Annotated in this window: 18 protein-coding genes; 10 read left to right on the top strand and 8 right to left on the bottom strand. The window is 39.8% G+C overall.

What is annotated here, in order from left to right; genetic code table 11:
* Positions 1-305: 305 nt before the first annotated feature.
* From ftsX to ftsY, 3 genes are read right to left on the bottom strand one after another with little or no spacing between them, the layout of a single operon-like run.
* The gene (ftsX, locus tag ACWPWK_RS12505; protein WP_109372037.1) at positions 306-1,283 is read right to left on the bottom strand and encodes a permease-like cell division protein FtsX; all 978 of its coding nucleotides are present in this window, start codon (positions 1,281-1,283) and stop codon (positions 306-308) included.
* Positions 1,276-1,941 (bottom strand): cell division ATP-binding protein FtsE, encoded by a 666-nt coding sequence (gene ftsE, locus ACWPWK_RS12500; protein WP_023583735.1) that lies wholly within the window; start codon positions 1,939-1,941, stop codon positions 1,276-1,278. The genes ftsX and ftsE overlap by 8 nt, the downstream gene beginning before the upstream one ends.
* Positions 1,942-1,946: 5 nt before the next feature.
* On the bottom strand, positions 1,947-3,701 hold the full coding sequence (gene ftsY, locus ACWPWK_RS12495) for a signal recognition particle-docking protein FtsY (RefSeq protein ID WP_109372039.1): 1,755 nt from the start codon (positions 3,699-3,701) through the stop codon (positions 1,947-1,949).
* 228 nt (positions 3,702-3,929) lie between these two features.
* On the opposite strand from ftsY, the gene rsmD reads away from it, so the two are divergent.
* Complete coding sequence (rsmD, locus tag ACWPWK_RS12490; protein ID WP_109372042.1) at positions 3,930-4,514, top strand: 16S rRNA (guanine(966)-N(2))-methyltransferase; 585 nt, start codon at positions 3,930-3,932, stop codon at positions 4,512-4,514.
* Positions 4,515-4,531: 17 nt separating this feature from the next.
* Positions 4,532-4,828 (top strand): DUF1145 family protein, encoded by a 297-nt coding sequence (locus ACWPWK_RS12485; RefSeq protein ID WP_109372044.1) that lies wholly within the window; start codon positions 4,532-4,534, stop codon positions 4,826-4,828.
* A gap of 80 nt (positions 4,829-4,908) precedes the next feature.
* On the opposite strand, the gene ACWPWK_RS12480 is transcribed toward ACWPWK_RS12485, so the two are convergent.
* The gene (locus ACWPWK_RS12480) at positions 4,909-5,295 is read right to left on the bottom strand and encodes a DUF2500 domain-containing protein (RefSeq protein ID WP_196532408.1); all 387 of its coding nucleotides are present in this window, start codon (positions 5,293-5,295) and stop codon (positions 4,909-4,911) included.
* Positions 5,296-5,442: 147 nt separating this feature from the next.
* Between ACWPWK_RS12480 and ACWPWK_RS12475 the strand changes: the two genes are divergently transcribed.
* Both ACWPWK_RS12475 and ACWPWK_RS12470 read left to right on the top strand, forming a co-directional pair.
* The gene (locus ACWPWK_RS12475) at positions 5,443-6,069 is read left to right on the top strand and encodes a lysoplasmalogenase (protein ID WP_109372048.1); all 627 of its coding nucleotides are present in this window, start codon (positions 5,443-5,445) and stop codon (positions 6,067-6,069) included.
* A 179-nt stretch (positions 6,070-6,248) separates the two neighbouring features.
* Positions 6,249-8,636, top strand: a complete 2,388-nt coding sequence (locus ACWPWK_RS12470) for a zinc/cadmium/mercury/lead-transporting ATPase (protein WP_109372050.1) — start codon at positions 6,249-6,251, stop codon at positions 8,634-8,636.
* A gap of 64 nt (positions 8,637-8,700) precedes the next feature.
* Here ACWPWK_RS12470 and tusA read toward each other — a convergent pair whose 3' ends face one another.
* Positions 8,701-8,955, bottom strand: coding sequence for a sulfurtransferase TusA (gene tusA / locus ACWPWK_RS12465; protein ID WP_109372081.1), 255 nt, complete (start codon positions 8,953-8,955; stop codon positions 8,701-8,703).
* A gap of 205 nt (positions 8,956-9,160) precedes the next feature.
* Between tusA and ACWPWK_RS12460 the strand changes: the two genes are divergently transcribed.
* The 3 genes from ACWPWK_RS12460 to ACWPWK_RS12450 all read left to right on the top strand — a co-directional run bounded on the left by ACWPWK_RS12460 (position 9,161) and on the right by ACWPWK_RS12450 (position 12,508).
* Positions 9,161-9,835, top strand: coding sequence for a 7-cyano-7-deazaguanine/7-aminomethyl-7-deazaguanine transporter (locus ACWPWK_RS12460; RefSeq protein ID WP_109372053.1), 675 nt, complete (start codon positions 9,161-9,163; stop codon positions 9,833-9,835).
* Positions 9,836-10,199: 364 nt separating this feature from the next.
* On the top strand, positions 10,200-11,303 hold the full coding sequence (locus tag ACWPWK_RS12455; RefSeq protein WP_088493854.1) for a glycerol dehydrogenase: 1,104 nt from the start codon (positions 10,200-10,202) through the stop codon (positions 11,301-11,303).
* Positions 11,304-11,362: 59 nt separating this feature from the next.
* A complete protein-coding gene (locus ACWPWK_RS12450; protein WP_109372055.1) occupies positions 11,363-12,508 on the top strand; it encodes a phosphoenolpyruvate-utilizing N-terminal domain-containing protein in 1,146 nt (381 codons plus the stop codon).
* A 179-nt stretch (positions 12,509-12,687) separates the two neighbouring features.
* Here the strand turns inward: ACWPWK_RS12450 and glpC are convergent, their stop codons facing one another.
* The 3 genes from glpC to glpA are packed head-to-tail and all read right to left on the bottom strand — an operon-like array spanning position 12,688 to position 16,833.
* Positions 12,688-13,881 carry an anaerobic glycerol-3-phosphate dehydrogenase subunit GlpC gene (gene glpC, locus ACWPWK_RS12445; RefSeq protein ID WP_454208993.1) on the bottom strand — a complete coding sequence of 398 codons (1,194 nt, stop codon included), beginning with the start codon at positions 13,879-13,881 and terminating at the stop codon, positions 12,688-12,690.
* Positions 13,878-15,185, bottom strand: a complete 1,308-nt coding sequence (gene glpB / locus ACWPWK_RS12440; RefSeq protein WP_109372057.1) for a glycerol-3-phosphate dehydrogenase subunit GlpB — start codon at positions 15,183-15,185, stop codon at positions 13,878-13,880. The genes glpC and glpB overlap by 4 nt, the downstream gene beginning before the upstream one ends.
* Positions 15,175-16,833, bottom strand: coding sequence for an anaerobic glycerol-3-phosphate dehydrogenase subunit A (gene glpA, locus ACWPWK_RS12435; RefSeq protein ID WP_196568796.1), 1,659 nt, complete (start codon positions 16,831-16,833; stop codon positions 15,175-15,177). The genes glpB and glpA overlap by 11 nt, the downstream gene beginning before the upstream one ends.
* Positions 16,834-17,213: 380 nt before the next feature.
* Between glpA and glpT the strand changes: the two genes are divergently transcribed.
* The 3 genes from glpT to ACWPWK_RS12420 all read left to right on the top strand — a co-directional run bounded on the left by glpT (position 17,214) and on the right by ACWPWK_RS12420 (position 20,913).
* Positions 17,214-18,566, top strand: a complete 1,353-nt coding sequence (glpT, locus tag ACWPWK_RS12430) for a glycerol-3-phosphate transporter (RefSeq protein ID WP_072063819.1) — start codon at positions 17,214-17,216, stop codon at positions 18,564-18,566.
* Positions 18,567-18,701: 135 nt separating this feature from the next.
* Positions 18,702-19,781, top strand: coding sequence for a glycerophosphodiester phosphodiesterase (gene glpQ, locus ACWPWK_RS12425; protein WP_109372059.1), 1,080 nt, complete (start codon positions 18,702-18,704; stop codon positions 19,779-19,781).
* A 574-nt stretch (positions 19,782-20,355) separates the two neighbouring features.
* Entirely contained in the window at positions 20,356-20,913 is a 558-nt protein-coding gene (locus ACWPWK_RS12420; protein ID WP_109374312.1) for a LemA family protein, read from the top strand.
* Positions 20,914-20,930: the final 17 nt, after the last annotated feature.

Genomic DNA, 20,930 nt, shown 5'->3' with positions numbered 1-20,930 from the left:
CTTATAAATATAGCTTAAATAGGAAGTCTGTTAAGGTTTTTTACGATGTGTTTTTATCATAACGACTATTTGACCAGCATAAAGACTAAAGGTTCATCTCGCATCTATGTTTACATATCTTTGTACTTTTCTATCACAGAAGCAAATATGACTGTTGCCTTATCGTAGAAAAGAGTGCGTGCATTATTATGCCAGAGACGGGGCGTCGATAAAATGGCTGGGTGACAATATTAACGTAACCCAGCCTGATAAAAAAAATATCTTCTCATTATTTATGAGGATAAGTATAAAAACACTCTAATTCATTATTCTGGTGTGAATTGACGCAAATGTTGCATTGTTGTCAACCATGCAGCAAGCCAGCCAATTGTCATAGCAACTAGAATAAGAATGATAGATTCATCAAAACCTAGTCCTGAAATGGAAAATGAAGTCCCAAACACGATCGCGGCTTGAGTCACTACATCAGAGAGTTTCCACACCAGTAAAGCTGAAAAGATCAGGGCAAATACGGCACCAATAAAGCCGAGGATCAATCCCCAATTAAGGAAAGGACGCATAATAAAGCCATCAGTTGCACCAATTAGCTTCATCACATTAATGGTGTCTCGGCGACTGAAAATATTGAGGCGCACACTGTTACCAATTACCAATAACAGGGCAACAACCATCAATGTGCCAATCACCAAAGCAATTTGCCCGACTAATGAAGTTAACGTTGAAAGCCGAGTAAACCAACTATCATCCATTCTTACTTCGTCAACACCGGGTATTTTCGCTACTGTATCACGCAAATTCGTCATTAATTGTTGATCGCTAGGCTCCATAACAGGTGTCACAATCGCAACCGCAGGTAATGGATTCTCTTCTAACATATCTAACGCACTGCTAAAGCCAGCCCAAGAACGAAATTCTACTAGCGAATCTTGTCGTGAAAGATAGTTAACATCTTCGACTTTTTCTAAGGCTTCTATTTTTTTGATCGTGGCTTCAGCTAATGAATCATCAAGAGATTTATCAAGATAAACTGTTAATTGTGGTGTTGGATACCATTGTTCTGACGCAGTTGAGACATTCTTCCAGACAATATAGAAGATGCTAGGTAAAGTGAGTGATATAGCGACAACCATTACCGTTAAAAAAGAGGAGAGCGGCTGGCGTAAAAAATCAGCCATAGTATTACGCCATGCGTAACGCCATTGTTCTCGTCTTCCCCCTTTTAGCGCCTTGGTTTTTGCACCTGGCGTTGGCATTGATTTACGGGAACTTTTTGCTTTAGCCATTTTGTCCTCCCACCATTCTGCCTTGCCCTAATGTAAGAATGCGATAATTTCTGCGCTCTATCAGAGACATATCGTGCGTCGCCATTAACACCGTTACACCAACACGGTTGAACTCTTCAAAAAGGCGCATGATACCTTCTGAAAGCTCACCATCAAGATTACCTGTTGGTTCATCTGCAAGCAAAACTGTCGGTTTATTCACAACAGCGCGCGCAATACCGACACGCTGTTGTTCACCACCAGAAAGTTGAATAGGATAATTTTTGGCTTTATCCAATAGTCCTACTTTATCTAAAGCGGCTGAAACTCTTCGCCGAATATCCTCTTCACTCGCGCCAGCAATAATCAGGGGAAGAGATACGTTGTCATAAACCGTTCTATCCATCAATAAGTGGTGATCTTGGAAGATCATCCCAATTTGACGACGCAGAAAAGGGATCTCACTATTTTTTAGTCTACTGATATCATGACCAGCAAACCAAATAGCACCATCACTTGGTCGTTCTATTCCACAAATTAACTTAAGCAATGTACTTTTACCGGCGCCAGAGTGACCCGTTAAAAAAGCCATTTCACCAGGGCGAAGATGAAAATCAACCCCCTGTAATGCTTGTCTTCCACCTAAATAAGCCTTGCTGACGTGTTCGAAGCGGATCATTAAAACTACTCCTCGCGGGCAAACAGAGCCTCAATAAAATCGTCGGCTTTAAACGGACGTAGATCTTCAATACCTTCACCTACCCCGATATAACGGATAGGAATACTAAACTGATCAGCAATGGAGAAGATAACGCCCCCTTTTGCTGTACCATCGAGTTTAGTCAATGTTAATCCAGTTAGCCCAACTGTTTCATTAAAGAGTTTTGCCTGACTAACTGCATTTTGTCCAGTACTTGCATCTAACGTCAGCATCACTTCGTGTGGTGCTTCTTCGTCTAATTTCTTCATAACACGAACGATTTTTTTCAGCTCTTCCATTAAATGGGATTTATTCTGCAATCGTCCTGCGGTATCAGCAATAAGAACATCGACACCTTTTGCTTGGGCTGATTGAATTGCATCAAAAATAACAGATGCAGGATCAGCGCCAGTATGTTGTGCCACAACAGGGATATTATTACGCTCGCCCCAAACTTGTAACTGTTCAACAGCCGCAGCTCGGAATGTATCACCTGCAGCTAACATGACAGATTTACCTTCAGCTTGGTATTGTCGCGCTAATTTTCCGATTGTGGTTGTTTTACCAACACCATTAACGCCAACCATTAAAATAACAAAAGGTTTTTTACCTTCAATATTTAATGGTTTATCAACCTTACTTAAAATATCGCCCATCTCTTCACGTAATTTTCCGTAAAGGGCTTCAGCATCTTTAAGATCTTTATGGGTGGCGTGTTTGGTCAGGCTAGTGATGATTTTAGTGGTGGTTTCCATACCCACATCAGCAATTAAGAGTTGCTCTTCTAACTCTTCAAAAAGCTCATCATCAATTTTCTTACCACGAAATAGGCTAAGGAACCCTGAACCTAAGTTCTGGCGAGTTTTCAGTAAACCTTTTTTCAGTCGGCTAAAAAAGCCTTCTTTCTTAGGTTTCTCTTGTTCAACAACTTTATCTGCTAGTACTTCTTCGCGTAAAGATTCAATATCTTCAGCTTCCGCTTGCGCAATAGCAAGACGTTCGTTTTCTTCTTCTTGCGCTAAACGTTGTGCTTCAGCTTCTTGAGCCAGACGTTCCTGCTCTAAACGCGCCGCTTCTTGACGTTGCGCTTCTAAACGTTCTTGTTCCGCTTTTAGTTCAGCTTGGCGTTGCGCTTCTTCTTGCGCTAAACGTTGTGCTTCAGCTTCTTGAGCCAGACGTTCCTGCTCTAAACGTGCCGCTTCTTGACGCTGCGCTTCTAAACGTTCTTGTTCCGCTTTTAGTTCAGCTTGGCGTTGCGCTTCTTCTTGCGCTAAACGTTGGGCTTCGGCCTCTTGAGCCAGACGTTCCTGCTCTAAACGCGCCGCTTCTTGACGCTGTGCTTCTAAACGTTCTTGTTCCACTTTTAGTACAGCTTGGCGTTGCGCTTCTTCTTGCGCAAGACGGGCTTGTTCTGCATGCTCGGCCTCTAAACGCGCTTGCTCTGCATCTATTTCTGCTTGGCGCTGAGCTTTCTCTTGTTCTAAACGTTGTTTTTCAGCTTCTTGTGCCAATCTATCTTGCACAACACGTTGCGCTTCTTGGCGCTCTACTTCTAAACGTTCTTGTTCCGCTTCTAATTGCGCTTGGCGAGCCGCTTCTTCTTGCGCCTCTTTTGCCAAACGTTCTTGTTCTAAACGCTCTTCTTCTAAGCGTTGCTGTTCTTTCTCTTGCTCAATATTTTCTTCTTTGTTACGCCCAAAACCGAGCCACGAGAAAAAACCTTTTTTTTCTTTTGCCATTAGCTACTAAACTCCTCGCACTAAATCATGGCGCGATTACATTGACGATATTGAAAATAATAATGAAGTCTATCATTTGATCATAGATAAACGCATCTTTTATACGAATTTTATGGTAAATTATTGCGGATTAAATCAAGGGAAGTCATCGAGATAACAACAGACACGAATTCCTTATTCCAAAAGACACTCCAAAACTCACGTTTAAACGATATAAATCAAAATAATATGGCCAAAAAACCACAAAAAGCCCCAATGGGACAAATCAGAATAATTGGGGGAAAATGGCGTGGTCGTAAACTTCCTGTTCTCGATAGCCAAGGATTACGACCAACAACGGATAGAGTGAAAGAAACGCTCTTTAATTGGCTAATGCCTGTTATCCAAGATGCCCGTTGCCTCGACTGTTTTGCAGGAAGCGGTGGTTTAGGAATTGAAGCTCTTTCTCGCTATGCTCGTGAAACCACGTTTATCGAATATGAACGTGCAGTTGCCCAACAAATTACCGCAAACTTAACCTTACTAAATGCAGAGAATGGGCATGTCATTCAAGACAGTGCATTGTCATATCTCGCTAAACAAGGTTCACCTTATAATGTCGTTTTTTTAGATCCTCCTTTTCATAAAGGCATGTTGTCAGACACTATCCAATTATTAGAAAATAACGGCTGGTTAGCGCAAGATTGCTATATTTATGTTGAGGAAGAAATTAAAGCACAGACTTATACGCTTCCTACCACTTGGACATTGCATAGAGAGAAGATCGCAGGGCAAGTTGCGTATCGTCTTTATATTCGCAGTCTATCTGCTTAATTTTTTATGGAGCTGCTATGTTAATCTTTTTTGGCCGATTTTTAATGGTCGGTGTTTGGGGCTTTCTATTTTTAAATATTATTTCCCCGTTTCCTAAGCCTTTAAAATATTTTATGGATATCGCTATGATTTTTATGGTGATTATGCATGGTTTACAAATTGTCATGTATAAAGCAGGACAGCCTAAAGATCAAAAACCGTCAACGGCATTACAATTTCGTATTTTCTTTTTTGGTATTTTTGAGCTATTAAAAATACAAAAAGAACTACGAAAAGAATATGAAGAAAAACAAAAGAATAAAACGAAACAATAACCGTAATATCGTTATATCCTCGCAATTATCTGGGGTGGTCAACCAACCCCAGAGGTTGCCAATCTTATCAACAAATTCTCTTATTTCTTGTTTGATTCATCATTTGGCATATCAGTTTCAAATTTCACAAAACGACTGCCTTGCATAAATAAACGCCCTTTCATTTTAGGCTCGATATCTTGATAAGACGATTTATCAATCTTTAACACTAAATCTTTACGCGAGTCAGTGGTCAAACGAAAAGTCACTTGATAATAATGTGTTGTTTCAGGGCCATTCACATCATTTTCTCTTGAGCGCCGTTCATTTGCAGCAACTTCTCTTTTATCAATAACATCAACCATATAAAGTTTAACGGGCGCATTATCATCACTTATTCGTTGCTTTCTTTGTTCAAAAAAACGATAAGTTGCTGACGCTATAATAATGATAAGTACTGCAATTCCTAAAATAGCCGCTTTATTCATTACATTAATTCCTATCGTTATATGGATTAAAAAGTAAGGTGCTTTATATTATTTTAATAAGTCCGTCAGTTTCGTCATTAACCGCTATTCTTAAATTAAACTTTCTGTTATCAATAATAAAACAGTTCTGAATATAAGGAAGATATTATGAGTTGGCCTTTTCTCGCCGTATTATTCTCCGGGTGGCTTTATATCGATGCAGCATATCGAGGCCCTAATTGGCAACGATGGTTATTCCGTCCTATCACGCTACTTCTTTTATTACTTTGGGCATGGCAAGTTCCTGAACACAGTATTAATAGCTACCTTATTGTAGGTGCATTATTAGCTACTTTGCTTTCTGATATATTAAGAATGTTTGATAGTAAGTATTTACTACCATCTTTTGCCTTGGTTTTCTTAAGTTACATTCTTTATATGGTCAGCTTTTTATTACCACTGCAACTCTCTTTCTATCTTCCTTTACTTGGATTCGTCATTCTTGCTTTCATTATCATTTTAGTGATTGTTTGGAGTAAGCTCGATAAATTAGCTATCCCTGCGTCTCTTACTTTATTAGCTGCATTTGCTATGTTTTGGATTGCTGGAGAAAAATTCTTCTACTTAAGTAACGATTACAACCTATCTATTATGATTGGCTCATTGTTGTTAGTAATTGCTTACTCAATATGGCTTATCAACCGCTTCCGCTTCTCATTCTCGGCTTCTAAAGGGCTTGTCAGCGCCTGTTATTTTATTGGGCATTTCTTTATCGTCAGAGCCTTATTCATTTAGCATCCATTAACCCCTTGTTTTGACAAAATAGAATGAGGGGTTAATTTTTTGACCTAATTCGCACTTTTTGCCAATGAATATGCCTTCGGTATCTTGACTCTGGACTCTACTCCAAGCTGTAAAGTACTTATCAGATAAATGAATTTAAACTTTACTTTGTTGAACAAGGAGAGCCAGTTATGACTAAACATGCTCATCAACACGATAATCATAAACATACCGATGCTTGCTGCTCAAGCTCTCAATGCTGTTCAGGTCACTCAGAGAATAGTACGCACTCACATACTGAAAGCGGACATTCTCATACCAAGACAGATAAAAGTGATCCTGAATGCGAGGATGAGCATCACCACAAACATGATCATGATGGTCACGATCATAGCCATGATGGGCATAATCATGCTCATGGAAGCTGTGATATCAACGCCCCTGTTTCTAACATTGAGCCAGAAAAGATTGCACAACAACGCTTTAGCTGGAAAGTACAAGGTATGGACTGCCCAAGTTGCGCACAAAAAATTGAAACCGCAGCACTTAAAGTGGCTGGTGTAAAACAAGCAAAAGTCCTTTTTGCCACCGAAAAATTGGTCGTTGATGCGGATAGCGATCTACGCGCAGATGTCATTGCCGCAATTAAAAGTGCAGGATTTGAGCTTTTTGATCTTTCATCTCCTCAATCTAAAAAAGTGGATAAGCAAAGCCTATTAAAAGAGAGCTCGTTTGTCATTGTACTTGCGATTTTAATGGCAATTAGCTGGGGTGCTGAGTTTATTGATCCTCAAGCAGGACGTGCCGCTTTTCTTGCAACAACCTTAATTGGCCTATTCCCCATTGTGAAAAAGTCTTTGCAACTTATTCGCAGTGGTACACCTTTCGCCATAGAAACGTTGATGAGTGTTGCCGCAATTGGTGCGCTCTTTATTAATGCTACCGAAGAAGCAGCAATGGTTATTTTGCTGTTTATGATTGGTGAAATGCTGGAGTCTTATGCCGCAGGACGTGCTCGTCGTGGTGTCAGTGCATTAATGGCATTAGTGCCAGAAGAAGCGACATTAGTCAAAGATGGTAAAAAACAAACTGTGCCTGTTGCGCAATTACGTCCAGGCGACATCATCGAAATTGCACCAGGTTCACGCTTACCCACAGATGCGGAATTAGTCAGTGCATTTGCAAGCTTTGATGAAAGTGCATTAACGGGTGAATCCGTGCCAGTAGAGCGTCTACAAGGCGAAAAAGTGGCAGCAGGTTGTTTATCTGTGGATAGAGCTGTACAGATGAAAGTGGTATCTGAACAAGGGCAAAATGCTATTGACCGTATTTTGCAATTGATTGAAGAGGCTGAAGAGCGTAGAGCGCCAATTGAGCGTTTTGTGGACCGCTTTAGTCGCTACTATACCCCTGCTATTATGCTGTTCTCTGCATTAGTGATTATTGTGCCACCGCTGTTCTTTGCTCAGCCTTGGGAAACATGGTTCTATCGCGGCTTAACGCTGTTATTGATTGGTTGTCCTTGTGCGTTGGTTATCTCAACACCAGCAGCAATTACCTCAGCATTAGCTGCTGCTACAAAACGTGGTGCGTTAATTAAAGGAGGTGCAGCGTTAGAGCAATTAGGCACCGTTAATACCATCGCACTTGATAAAACAGGTACATTGACTGAAGGGAAACCTCAAGTTACGGATGTTGTTGCTGAAACGGGGTTTAATGAAAAAGAAGTCCTGACTTTTGCTTCATCCGTAGAAGTCGGATCACACCACCCATTAGCAAAAGCCATTATCAATAAAGCACAAGAACAAAGCGTGCTTGTTGTTGAAGCGGAAGATCGTAAAGCCTTAGCGGGTAAAGGTATTGAAGGTTATTTAAATAGCCAACACATTCTAGTGAGTGCGCCGTCTCAATTATCAGAAACAACAACATTATCGCCTCAATGGCAACAAGAGGTTGCACGCCTTGAAGATGAAGGTAAAACCGTTGTTGTTGTATTAAAAGAGAGTCAGCTAATCGGTGTTATTGCTATGCAAGATACCTTACGCAGTGATGCCATCGAATCAATGAAATTATTGAAAGAGATGAACATTAATGCCGTAATGCTAACGGGCGATAATCCAAGAGCCGCAGCGGCGATTGCGAAAAAACTTGGCATGGATTTCCGTGCAGGATTACTCCCTGAAGATAAAGTGACTTCAGTGATGGAAATCAGTAAAACGCATAACACCATGATGGTCGGTGATGGTATTAACGATGCGCCAGCAATGAAAGCAGCGACTATTGGTGTTGCAATGGGAAGCGGAACTGATGTCGCACTGGAAACCGCAGATGCAGCATTAACACATAACCGTTTAACAGGTTTACCTGAAATTATTCAGTTATCTCGTGCAACACGCAAAATTATTCGTGAAAACATCACTATCGCGCTAGGCTTAAAAGCCGTGTTCTTAGTGACCAGCTTATTAGGAATAACAGGGCTTTGGGTTGCAGTACTGGCTGACTCTGGTGCAACAGCCCTTGTCACCGCCAATGCCGTAAGATTGTTAAGAGTAAAACTTAAATCATCTAGCAAAGAATAAAGTAAACTAAAAAACCCAAACTTCAATAATTGAGGTTTGGGTTATTTTTTAGCGCGATGATAAATTACAGATTGCTCTCTTTTTTACGGATAAGATAACGATAAGGTGCAGATTCAGTCTCTTGATTTAATAAATCATGTTCCATAAAACGACAAAAGCCGGGAATATCACGCACTGTGGCAGGATCATCCGCAATGACTAAAAGCGTATCACCTAATGCCATATTTCTTATGGTTTTACGCACTAACATCACAGGCTCAGGGCAACGTAGGCCTAGCGTATCTAATGTCTTAGTTGCATCATCAAATTGAGCATTCATTCTATTAACCATTCTTCTTACACTGACAGATTGCGTCATTATATCTCGCTTTCGTGTTCACATCACGGCACATTAAGTACAAAGGTATTCCCGCTAACCTTTGCTTTTGTTGCGCAACAGGCGTATTATGCGCATCCTCTCATTTAAGAGAGAAATCACTGTTTTATTGGGTTCCCTCACCCCAATCACTAAAAAGGTACAATTTATGTATACGTTCACTCCCCGCCAAAAAGCGGTGGCGCTGTTATGGCTTTCTTTGTTCCACATTCTGATAATTACATCTAGTAACTATCTTGTGCAATTGCCTATCTCCATTTTTGGTTTCCATACCACTTGGGGTGCCTTTACTTTTCCGTTTATTTTTCTGGCAACAGATTTAACGGTTCGTATTTATGGTGCGCCTTTGGCTCGACGCATTATTACTGCCGTCATGATCCCTGCATTAGCAATTTCTTACCTGCTCTCAACGCTCTTTTTCCAAGGAAGTTGGCAAGGTTTTGCCTCATTAACTGATTTTAATATCATGGTGGCAAGAATTGCGACAGCAAGCTTTATGGCTTATGTGTTAGGTCAAATCATGGATGTGTCTGTCTTTAATCGTCTAAGACAACAACAAAAATGGTGGGTAGCACCAAGTGCAGCGATGTTCTTTGGTAATTTACTCGACACACTCGCCTTCTTCTTTATTGCATTTTATCGTAGTACTGACGCATTTATGGCGGAGAATTGGGTTGAAATTGCATTGGTTGACTACGTGTTTAAATTGACCATCTGTATGCTGTTTTTCTTGCCTGCATATGGTGTTTTGTTGAATTTTATTTTGCGTCACTTTTTCGCACAAGAAAATCAAAAACAAGATTATGCTGAAATTCGCTCATAATCTGTCTCACCTCGCAAAAAAATAATGACATAAATGTCATAATTCAAACAATAAAGCTTCATAAATCAATTTTATGAAGCTTTATTCTGACCGAAATAATTTATTATTTTACGTAAATATTTCTTATAGTAATTAATTAGCATGATTAGTCAAACAACGTACAGAATATTACTTAAATATCATTATTATGATGTTTTTTGCATGCTAATATAAAAATGATTAATTATTTCCAATGAAATATTTTATTCGTCTATTAAACTGTTAATGTATTTAAGTTCATCTCCATAGAATTCTGTGTCAATTGGGATGACAAGCCCCACCATAAGGATTTTTTACTCTCTTTTGCGAATAGTAGGAGTCTATTATGTTAAAAGTTATTCAATCCCCCGCTAAATATATTCAAGGACCAGATGCGCTATACCATATTGGTAAATACGCAAAACCTTTTGGCGATAGAGCACTGATTATTGCTGATAAATTTGTTATGGAGCTCGTCGGAAGTACCGTCAAAGACAGCATGTCTCAATATGAAGTGAATGGGCACTTTGAACTGTTTAATGGTGAATGCACACACAACGAAATCAATCGGTTATCTGAACTCGCAAAAGCACAAGCCTCTCTTGTGATCATCGGCGTTGGTGGAGGTAAAACACTTGATACTGCCAAAGCTGTTGCTTATAAATGCCAGCTTCCTGTCGTCATCTCTCCAACCATTGCTTCCACTGATGCACCAACAAGCGCACTTTCTGTCATTTATACAGAATTAGGCGCGTTTGATAGTTACCTTTTCTACCCAACAAATCCTGATGTCGTCGTGATGGACACCAATATCATCGCTTCTGCACCAGCTCGTTTATTAGTGGCTGGAATGGGAGATGCTTTAGCAACCTACTTCGAAGCAAGAGCCTGTAGTCATGCCCAAAAACAGACTATGGCAGGAGGCAAATCAACACTAGCAGCTCTAGCTCTGGCTGAACTTTGCTATAACACCCTTTTAGAAGATGGTTATAAAGCAAAACTCGCAGTCAGCCGAGGTGTTTGTACAACGGCAGTAGAAAATATTATCGAAGCTAATACTTTCTTAAGTGGTATCGGTTTTGAAAGTGCGGGTCTTGCGGCTGCCCATGCTATTCATAATGGGTTTACGGCATTAGAAGAGTGTCACAATATGTACCATGGCGAAAAAGTCGCCTTTGGTACATTAGTCCAATTAGTGTTAGAAAACAGTCCATTAGAAGAGTTAGAAGAGTTCCTCGATTTCTGTATCTTAGTCGGACTACCGGTCACTTTAGAAGAGTTGGGTATCAATGCAACAGGCGATGAATTAAATGAAAAAATCATGGCGGTTGCTGAGTTAAGTTGTGCTGAAGGTGAGACAATTTACAACATGCCATTTGATATCGATTCCGATAAGGTTTATGCCGCTATTTTAACTGCCGACCAATTAGGACGGGAATGGCTTTATTAAAGCCTGAGTAAACAGGGAGTGTTTATCTCCCTGTTTGCATTTACAAAAAAGGGTGATTTATGGTCAGTATCGTATTAGTTTCAAAGAGCCTTACGCTCGCCAATGGTATTAAAGAGCTCGTTAATCAGACTGTAGATCGCCAAGTAAAAATTGCCATTGCGACCAACTATCAAACACCCTCTGATCTTGCTAATGAAGTGTCACCAGAAACGATACTCACAGCAATTAAAAAGTGTTATAGCAAACAAGGTGTACTCGTTTTACTCGATACTTATCATTCAGCACAAAATGCAGCACTCGCTATCGCTAATCTGGAGCATAGCGTAGCCACTAACGTCGCGTTAAGTTCAGCACCGATTGTTGAAGGCACCTTGGCTGCCGCCAATAGTATTGCGTTAGGCGCTTCGCTTGAAGAAGCAGAAAAAGCGGCGCATAAAACCATTACAATTAAAAAACTGCAATTAGGTGAAAATCTGCCTAATTTTAATATTCACCCTAAAAACACAAATTACGAACCTGTCAGAATTATCACCGCACCTGTTTGGCTATACCCTTATCATCGTTTTGTGATCCCTCGTAAAAAAATATCCTCTCACTTATTACTTGAAGAGCAAAAACGTCTCGTAAAAGCCATTGAGCGATCCAAAAAAGATATAGACTGGTTAACAGAAGAAGCGTACCGCACGATTGGAGAACAATATGCCCATATTTTTTCTAGTCACCGCTTCTTATTAGAAAATACAGAATTACAGCTGACTGTATGTAGCATGATAAGCAAACATCACTGTAATGCTGAATTTGCCTTACAGCAGACATTCATTGATTTAATAGATACTTATGCGCAAATGGATGATGATAATATGCGTGCTCGTGAAAGTGATTTAGATGATATTTTATCTCGATTACTACGCTATTTAACTTCAGCACCTCCGCCAATCACGCATCCTCCTTATACGAACGCAATTCTGGTGACAAAACAGCTTCATCCCTCCACATTAATGGCTCTTGATACCAATAAGATTAAAGGAATTTTATTAAGTCACGGCAATCCTCTGTCTAATACAACTGAATTGGCTAATGCACTAGATATTCCAATTATTAATGAAGCTGGAAAACAAGCGCTCTCGCTGACCGACGGGCAGAATATAACGCTCAAAAAAGTCCAAAATATTTGGCTTTATCAAAATACCTATATCTCACATTAAAAATAAGAGTATTTAAATAACCTGAGTTCCACCGTATCAGGTTATTTAATTTCCTTATTCTTTTATATTTCACAACTTTTTTTACTAAAAATAAAAAAGGGAATAAAAGATCCTCTTTTATTCCCTAGCTGCTTGTTATCTTAGTAATCAATTATTTTTTATTATCGAATAGGTAGTACTTATAATGCTCTTGCTAATAAACTAATAGGGTGTTCACATTTTTTCGTCGTTGACATCTCAATTTGCCATTTACAGGTTTCACAGTCTGTAATTACCAAATCACAGCCACTCTCTTCAATCTGGCGGAATAAGCCCGCACCAATGCCTTGAGCAACATCGTAGTTTTCAGATTTAAAACCGTAAGTTCCGGCAATACCACAGCATTGAGAATCTAAAACAATGACTTCAACACCAGGGATACGCTTAATTAAATCAATGGAATACGCTGTCCATCCCATTTTTTCCATATGACAAGGTGTGTGATACGCCACTTTTAACGGAGTGTGTTCCAGTGGTAATTCACGACCTTCTTCTAATAAGCGATAAATATAACGTGTTGCTAATTCAATGTTTTCACGTACTTTTGATGTATCAACATCAAGGATATGTTCATACTCATCACGAATAGTGAAAGTACAGGTTGATGATGTTGCAACAACAGGAATATTGTTTTCAACAATTTTTTCTGTCAGAGATTCAAGGTTTACCGCGGCTTGTTTTTTAGCTTGTTTAACAAAACCATTCGCAATTAATGCAACACCACAGCATTTTTCACGTTTTAATAACTGAACACCAATCTCCATTTTGTTGAATACTTTAACTAAATCTTTCCCTAATTGTGGGTGGTTATAGTTAGCATAACAACCATGAAAGAAGGCAACTTGATCTTTAAAACGCGCCTGCTCTTCAACTTGTTTTTTCATCCATGTTCTAAATGTACCAAAAGAGTATTTTGGTAATTCGCGACGATGGTCGATTTTAAGTGCTTTATCCAAGATCTTGCGTACAGGTTTTAATCCTGTAATGGTATTTACTATCGGCGCCATTGGCGTTGATAATGTGCCCATGAGATCCGTATGACTTAAAATAGCATCACGAAGTTTTGGTGTTTTTGTATTGTAGTTCAGTTTCGCACGCGAAATGATGTCACCAATCTTCACATCTGACGGACAAGCAACTTCACAACGCTTACAATTGGTGCAATATTTCAATGCTTCATCATAAAGCATCGGATCTTTTAAGCGTAAACGCTCACCATCAGGACCCGCTTGTTTAGGACCCGGATAAAGTGGATTTACTTTTGCAACAGGGCAGTAAGTCGTACAAACAGTACACTTAATGCACGCTTCAAAACTGTTATCATGTAAACTCATTGTGCTGCCTCCACAACCGCAGATGTGGTCTGTTCTGATTTATTGTGCTGTAAAATTTGCTGCGCTGCATAAAGTGCGCTGATCATTGAAACACCTGCACCACAACCTTCATTAAGCGGGTCAAACCCACCTAATACAGCACCTACGGCGTAAACATTCTCTAAGACTTCGCCATATTTCATCGGTCTTAATTGACTATCTGTATCAACACCAAATCGCATATAAGGCTGTTTCGCAAAGACATTCTTTTGTGTCCACTCATTGCGAGGTAATGTTTCTAGCAAATCAAGTTCCATCAAAGGTTCATAGACACGATCAAACTCTGCAATTAACCCATTATTGAAGAAGCTGCCCGTTGCCAATACAACATGCTCACTGCGAATCGGAATGTCAGTATGGTTTCGAGTATGAATACCTGTAACTTTATTCCCTACTAAATCAACTTGTTCTGCACGATCGCCCGGCATTATTAAACCGCCAGCTTTTTGGAAACGCAGTTTTAATGCTTGATGTAAGCGAATACCTAATAGTGATGGCGGCAATGTCGGTAATAAACAGATAGGTTTACCGACAAGTTGTTGAAGTAGCATCACTGGCTCTTCAGCATCCAGTCCAATACATGCAGGTAAAATAATTGCTTCAACACTATCATCGATATGCTTTTTCAGCTCTTCCGCTAACGCTTTAGTGTTTTCAGGTTTATCTAAATAGCGCGCAATATTGACTGCTCTAAATTCACTTGGATTATCACGCAATCTGTCTAATAGCGGTAAGTGGATATGATAAGGAATAGACTCAACACCTTGCTCATTCAGCGTATTACTTGCAAATTGTGGCTGAAAATCTAAGAAGCCTTCGATTCCAACAACAGCCAGCTTTTTCCATGGCAACGCTTGATCAACACCATGCGTTGGCACACGTTTTGGGCTCATCCAACTCATACGTGAACGCCCAACGGGTGTAATACGATAATGGTTTTCATCACCATTACCTTGATATTCAAGGCCTTTCGTACTTGATAATAATGCTTGAGCCTGTTCAATTAAGGTTGAAACCTGAGTTTCACCCATACGACTATAAGGATGTTTCGGAGCAAGCTCAGCCAATGCTGCTAACGCTTTTTTAGGTTGAGTCACTAACGAACCATCAGGAAGATGAGTTAATAGATCTAGCGAACCTGATGAAAAATGTAGTGCGCTTTGACCATTACTGATAATTGCGCAAGACTTACCTGCTTCAGCAAGACGAATACCTGCGGTTAATCCTGCAAGCCCGCTACCTATAATGATGACGTCAAATTTCATTATCTGCCTCCACTGAAGCTGTTTTTTCAATCATATCAGCATCTAAACCACATAAACCTTGGTAAACCCAACTGGTGAATTCACTCTCACGTAACGCATTACCCCAAGCAATTGGTCGAATACCTTTCCAACGCTCATTTAAGAAATGGGCAAGCTGCTGTTCTGATTCGTGAGGAGTAGTGACTTGTAAACGGTTTAATAAACCCGCTGCACGACAAGCACAAAGTTCACCTTGGCATGTTCCCATACCCACGCGAGTACGGCGGCGTAAATCAAGTAAGTTATTGACAGTTAAAGAGTTAACCGCATAGCGAACTTCCCCCGCCGTAACGGCTTCACATTCACAGACTAAACTCTTATCGCTACGTTCATTACTCAATAATTTATTCGCTAAATCACCGTGGCGATAAACCGCAGAACCACGAATTGGCGCAGGTAATGAAACAACGCTACGTAATGCTTGCTCTGCAGATTGGCGAGAGCCCGGTAAGGCTTCTTCTGCGGTTGTACATTTAGCAGAGACATTTAATTTTTCGCAGATTTTATCTGTTGCCCATTCAGCCATTAAACGGTAAGTCATTAATTTACCGCCAGTAATGGTAATAAAGCCTTCTAATCCATCACGTTGCGCATGGTCGAGTAAAACAATACCACGGCTAACATTACGACCAGATGGATCATCATCACTTGCAACTAAAGGACGCACACCAGCATAAGCACGTAAAATGCGAGTTTGAGCCAGTTTTGGCGCTAACATTGAGCCTTCACGGATGAGAATATCGACTTCTTCAGGGGTGACATACATATTGTCGATTTCATCGTAAGGTACTCGTGTTGATGTTGTACCAATTAATGAAATGGTATCGCCAGGCACTAAAATATCGGCATCCGCAGGTTTACGACAACGGTTGATCACCATATTGTTAATACGATGACCCAAAATCAACAACGCACCTTTGGCTGGGAACATACGAACTTTTAACTCGCCATATTCAGCGATTTTTTGCCCCCAAATTCCCCCTGCATTTGCCACTATTTGCGCGCGAATTTCATACAGTTTTTTCGCTTGATGATCGTAAACTTTCACACCTTTAACACGGTCGCCTTCACGAATAAGTCCAACAACTTCATGGTAAGTCAGTACTTGGGCGCCATGTTCGCGGGCATCTAACATATTTGCGGCAGTTAAACGGAAAGGATCGACAGTACCATCTGGCACTTTAACCGCGCCGATTAAATTTGGGTTAACAGATGGCTCTAAGCGAATAGCTTCTTCGGGTGAAATCGCTTGAGCATCAATACCTGCTGCTTGGCAAGATTGAATAAAGGTCTGTTGAAACTCTAAAGAATCTTCAGGAAGGGTAATAAAAAGGCCATCCGTTTTTTCAACACAATGACGAGCGACCCGTTTTAAAATCATGTTTTCTTCAATACACTCACGCGCTGACTCTGGGTCTGTTACTGCATAACGCGCACCACTGTGTAACAATCCATGATTTCGACCGGTTGCACCGGTTGCAATATCATGCCTTTCAAGCAGAACGCAACGTAATCCACGGCGTGCACAGTCTCTTGCCATGCCTGCACCGGTTGCTCCCCCGCCAATAATAATGACATCAGTTTCTGTCACTGGTGAACCGCTCATCATAGAGATGCCCTCTCACATTACATTCAGCAAACGCTTATTTATTCTTTAGCGTTAATTATAGTGTATAAGATACACAAAAAATGTGGTTAATGTTTGATAATGAGCAAAAACGAAAGAGAAACGCTCACGAGTGAAAAAATAAAACCACAAGTGTGATACTAATCACAAATTATTTAACAAAAAGTATTTGATAAAGTTAACATATCACTCAAAATTGCACATCTTGAAAAATTATTCGACAACTGAGTAATACCTCACAGTAAATTTGATTGTATAAGTTTACTATTAAGTTCGTTAAAGAAAATTTTTTGATAACTTCACTGTTCGTTTTGTCATTATTTAATATCAACATATTAAAATAAAAGCCATCGGAGGCTAATATGTTAAGTCTGTTTAGACCTGCGCCACATAAAGCGCGTTTGCCAAAAGAGCAGATAGATCCTGTCTATCGTCGTCTGCGTTGGCAGATCTTTATGGGGATTTTCTTCGGTTATGCTGCTTATTATTTAGTAAGAAAAAACTTTGCGTTAGCAATGCCTTATCTTGTAGAAGAAGGGTTTTCTAAAGGTGACCTAGGTTTTGCTTTATCAGGGATCTCGATTGCTTACGGTTTCTCTAAGTTTATCATGGGCTCATTCTCTGACCGTGCTAACCCTCGTTATTTCTTACCAGCAGGTCTTATTTTAGCGTCCGCAGTGATGCTATTTATGGGCTTTGTACCATGGGCAACTTCGAGCATTATGGTAATGTTCGTTCTGTTGTTCCTTTGTGGTTGGTTCCAAGGTATGGGTTGGCCTCCTTGTGGACGTACTATGGTGCACTGGTGGTCACAAAAAGAACGTGGCGGTATTGTTTCTATTTGGAACTGTGCGCATAACGTTGGTGGTGGCTTACCTCCATTACTATTCTTATTAGGTATGGCGTGGTTTAACGACTGGAAAGCAGCGTTATATATGCCAGCATTTGCCGCAATCTTAGTTGCTATGATTGCATTCGCATTAATGCGTGATACCCCGCAATCTTGTGGTCTTCCACCAATTGAAGAATACAAAAACGACTATCCACCTGATTATAAAGAAACTGACGAACAAGAGCTGACTGCAAAAGAAATCTTTATGAAGTATGTGTTCCCTAACAAACTTCTGTGGATGATTGCAATTGCTAACGTGTTTGTTTACTTACTGCGTTATGGCGTACTGGACTGGTCACCGACTTATCTGCGTGAAGTAAAAGACTTCGCAATGGATAAATCATCATGGGCTTACTTCTTATATGAATACGCTGGTATCCCAGGCACACTGCTGTGTGGTTGGATGTCGGATAAAGTATTCAGAGGTAACCGTGGTGCAACAGGCGTGTTCTTCATGACCTTAGTAACTATCGCAACTATCGTATTCTGGATGAACCCAGCGGGTAACCCGAATGTTGATATGGCATGTATGTTAATCATCGGTTTCTTAATCTACGGTCCTGTTATGTTGATTGGTCTGCATGCACTAGAGCTTGCACCGAAAAAAGCAGCAGGTACAGCAGCAGGCTTTACCGGTCTATTCGGTTACTTAGGTGGCTCTGTTGCGGCGAGTGCTATCGTAGGTTACACCGTTGACTACTTCGGTTGGGATGGCGGCTTTATGGTCATGATCGGCGGTAGTGCACTATCTGTTGTGTTATTACTTATCGTGATGGTTACCGAAACCAAACACAAACGTGAAATGCTTCAGAAGTACGAATAATCGCTAACTGATTATTTATGAAATTAGTTAAATCTCATCTCTAAAAACCAAGCCACATCAACTGTTTTGATGTGGCTTTTTTATTGCCAACTGTACATAACTTTGTTGTACATAGAATTAAAATGGAGCAGCTTTATGAGTACATCTTTTAGAATAAAACCGTTAGTTGCAGGCGTTCTTTTAACTCTATCTTTAAGTGCAATCGCACAAGCGGCAAGTGATAAGGTCGTTATCGCTCACCGAGGTGCAAGTGGTTATTTGCCTGAACATACGCTTCCTGCCAAAGCATTAGCTTATGCTCAAGGCGCAGATTATCTCGAACAAGACTTAGTGATGACAAAAGATAACGAACTGGTTGTCTTACATGATCACTATCTTGATCGTGTAACAGATGTGGCTGAACGTTATCCAAATAGAGCAAGAAAAGATGGTCGTTATTACGCTATCGACTTTACGCTTGAAGAGATCAAAGGACTAAAATTTACCGAAGGTTTTGACATTGTTGACGGTAAAAAAGTCCAAAGTTATCCAAACCGTTTCCCTATGGGCAAATCCGATTTCCGTGTACACACATTCCAAGAAGAGATTGAATTTGTTCAAGGTTTAAACAAATCAACGGGTCAAGATATTGGTATTTACCCTGAAATTAAAGCGCCTTGGTTCCATGAACAAGAAGGCAAAGACATTACCTCTAAAGTGCTCGAAGTGCTTAAACAATATGGTTACACGAAAAAAACCGACAATGTTTATCTGCAATCTTTCGATGCTAACGACCTAAAACGCATCAAAACAGAATTGATGCCTAAAATGGGTATGGATTTAAAACTCGTTCAGTTAATTGCCTATACAGACTGGAATGAGACTTATGAAAAACAACCTGATGGAACATGGACAAACTACAGCTATGAGTGGATGTTTAAGCCAGGTGCAATGAAAGAAATTGCCACTTATGCCGATGGTATTGGCCCTGACTACCACATGTTAGTCGAAGAAAATTCAACACCAGAAAAAATCACCTTAACGGGAATGGCTGCTGATGCGCATGCTAATAAACTAACCATTCATCCGTTTACTGTTCGTATTGATAAACTGCCTAAATACGCAAAAGATGGTGATCAGCTTTACGACATCATTTATAACCAAGCAGGTGCTGAGGGTGTCTTTACAGACTTCCCTGATTTAGGGGTTAAATTCTTACAAAAACAAGCTAAATAACTCATCGTTTTTTATTTACGCTTAAATAATTCAAGGTGCAGCTAGGTGACAAATGAATATAGTCAACAACGCTGCACCTTGCAGTCTAACAAGTAGATATTCTAAATAATTCAATGTGTAGCTATTAGAGTATAGCCAGTAGATACTCTAAATAATTCAAGATGCAGCTAGGCGACAAATGAATGAGATGCTAGGAGCATACATAAGTATGTGACTAGTACGAATGAATATAGTCAACAACGCTGCACCTTGCAGTCTAACAAGTAGATATTCTAAATAATTCAATGTGTAGCTATTAGAGTATAGCCAGTAGATACTCTAAATAATTCAAGATGCAGCTAGGCGACAAATGAATGAGATGCTAGGAGCATACATAAGTATGTGACTAGTACGAATGAATGTAGTCAACAACGCTGCACCTTGAAGTATGACGAGTATCCTAGATATTTGCGCCCTTTCTGATTGTATATTCCTTCATCTTTCTCTAACTTATTCTAATAATTTAATTAGAAATTATAATCACTTTTTAATTTAGCTATCATTATTTATTAAATATTTAGAGGAAGGGATCACGATGACAATAATGGCGATTATTTTACTTGTTCTTATCGTTCTTTTTATTGGTTGGGGAATTTCCATTTACAACCGTCTTATTGCGACACGCAATCAAGTAAGTAATCAGTTTGCGAATATTGACGTTATTTTAAAACAAAGAGCTGACCAAATTCCTCAATTAATGGCAATAGCTGAAAAAGCCATGGAGCACGAAAAAGGTGTATTTATTGCATTAAGTGATGCAAGACAACGCTATTTTAAAGCACAAAATATTAACGAAAAAATCAGCGCAACAAATGAGATGAATACAGCACTGCGAGGCATGATTGCCCTTGCTGAAAATTATCCGACGTTAATTTCAGGTGAGCAATTAGCACTACTTCAAACAGGTGTAAGTGATGTAGAAAATAAAATTGCTCAACGTCGTGAAGGCTTTAATGATGCAACAACTAACTACAACACTGCAATAGAGATGTTTCCTGATAGCTTAATTGCTGGCCTTTTCCACTTTGAACGTATGCAATTACTAGAAATACCAAAAGAAGAAATGAAATTTGAAGGAATTCACTTTAAATAACCGCATTAAGGATAAAT

The sequence above is a fragment of the Proteus sp. Marseille-Q3619 genome, assembly GCF_965283115.1.
The sequence above is the reverse complement of the archived record's forward strand: the minus strand, read 5'-3'. Positions and strand labels throughout refer to the sequence as shown.